General features: G+C 65.8%; 1 protein-coding gene. It reads left to right on the plus strand.

Annotated elements, in window-relative coordinates; all coding sequences use genetic code 11:
* Positions 1-321: 321 nt before the first annotated feature.
* Positions 322-1,488 (plus strand): serine hydroxymethyltransferase (gene glyA / locus ABT116_RS45670; RefSeq protein ID WP_351647042.1); only part of this gene is annotated, 1,167 nt, incomplete at its 3' end.

The raw sequence follows: 1,488 nt of genomic DNA on the forward strand, positions 1-1,488 counted from the left end.
GGCGACCACGGTGTGCACGCCCAGGGCGTCACCCCCTGGCCGCAGGAGGTCACGGCCCAGATGCCGCGGTCTCGACGGAGTGCGAGGGCAGCGCACATCAAACCGAAGGTGGTGCGGGGGAGCGTTCCCGGCTCGAGATCGTGCACCACATCGGGATTCGACGCGTCGAACTCACCCGTGGTGTGCGAGATGTTGTACCACGATCGTCGACCTGACCGGCAATTCACCGCGTATCTTGCGAGTGGGTGCCGTCTCGGCAGAATCCATCGCCGAGGTATTGGGCACCAGTCCGGAAAGTCTCGTAGAGGGAGTTTCGTAACGATGGTCGGCGCCGGCGGCGAGCGCGCGGGGGAATCCACGTATTGGGGACCGGATTTCGGTGAGCTTGCCACGGCAGACCCCGAGATCGCGGCTATTGCGCTGGCCGAACTCGAGCGTCAGCGCGGCGGACTTCAACTCATCGCGAGCGAGAACTTCACCAGCCCCGCCGTACTGGCCGCCTTGGGTTCGACCCTGAGCAACAAGTACGCCGAGGGCTATCCGGGTCGGCGTTACTACGGCGGGTGCGAGTACGTCGACGCAGCCGAGAATCTGGCGATCGACCGGGCGAAAGCACTGTTCGGCGCTGAGCACGTCAACGTCCAACCGCATTCGGGAGCCACTGCAAATCTCGCGGTGTACGCCGCATTCGCCAAGCCCGGCGACACCGTGCTGGCGATGAGTCTGCCGCACGGTGGGCATCTGACTCACGGGTCTCGGGTCAGCTTTTCGGGGCAGTGGTTCACCACCGTTCCCTATCACGTCGATTCGGCCACCGAATTGATCGACTACGACGAGGTTCGCACCCTGGCTCTGGCGCACAAGCCGAAAATCATCGTCGCCGGCGCGACCGCGTACTCCCGCACCATCGACTTCGCAGCCTTCCGCTCGATCGCTGACGAGGTCGGTGCGATCCTGTGGGTCGACGCCGCCCACTTCATCGGACTCGTCGCAGGCCGAGCGATACCGTCGTGTGTTCCGTATGCCGACGTGGTCTCCGCGACGACGCACAAGGTCCTCAGAGGCCCGCGCGGCGGAATGATCTTGTGCCGCAGCGCGCACGCCTCGGTTGTCGATCGCGCGGTGTTCCCCTTCATCCAAGGTGGTCCGATGATGCATGCGATCGCCGCGAAGGCGGTTGCCTTCAAAGAAGCAATGACGCCGGAATATCGTTGGTATGCACAGGAAGTGGTTGCCAACGCGTCGGCGCTCGCGCAGTCGTTGGAAGCTCGCGGCCTGCGTACCGTGTCCGGTGGAACCGACACGCATCTGGCGCTTCTCGACCTGCGCGCAAGCGGGGTCACCGGAGTCGACGCCGAGCGTAGGTGCGGACTGGCTTCGATCACGCTCAACACCGGGCCGCTCGAGGCGATCTCCGCGCGGCGGGTCCGCCTGGGGAGTGCGGACGGCTCCGACCGGTCGGCGGCGGCGCCGCCGGGTGAGGCGGGG

It is taken from the genome of Streptomyces sp. NPDC002130, assembly GCF_040296465.1.
In the GTDB taxonomy this organism is placed as follows: Bacteria; Actinomycetota; Actinomycetes; order Streptomycetales; family Streptomycetaceae; genus Streptomyces.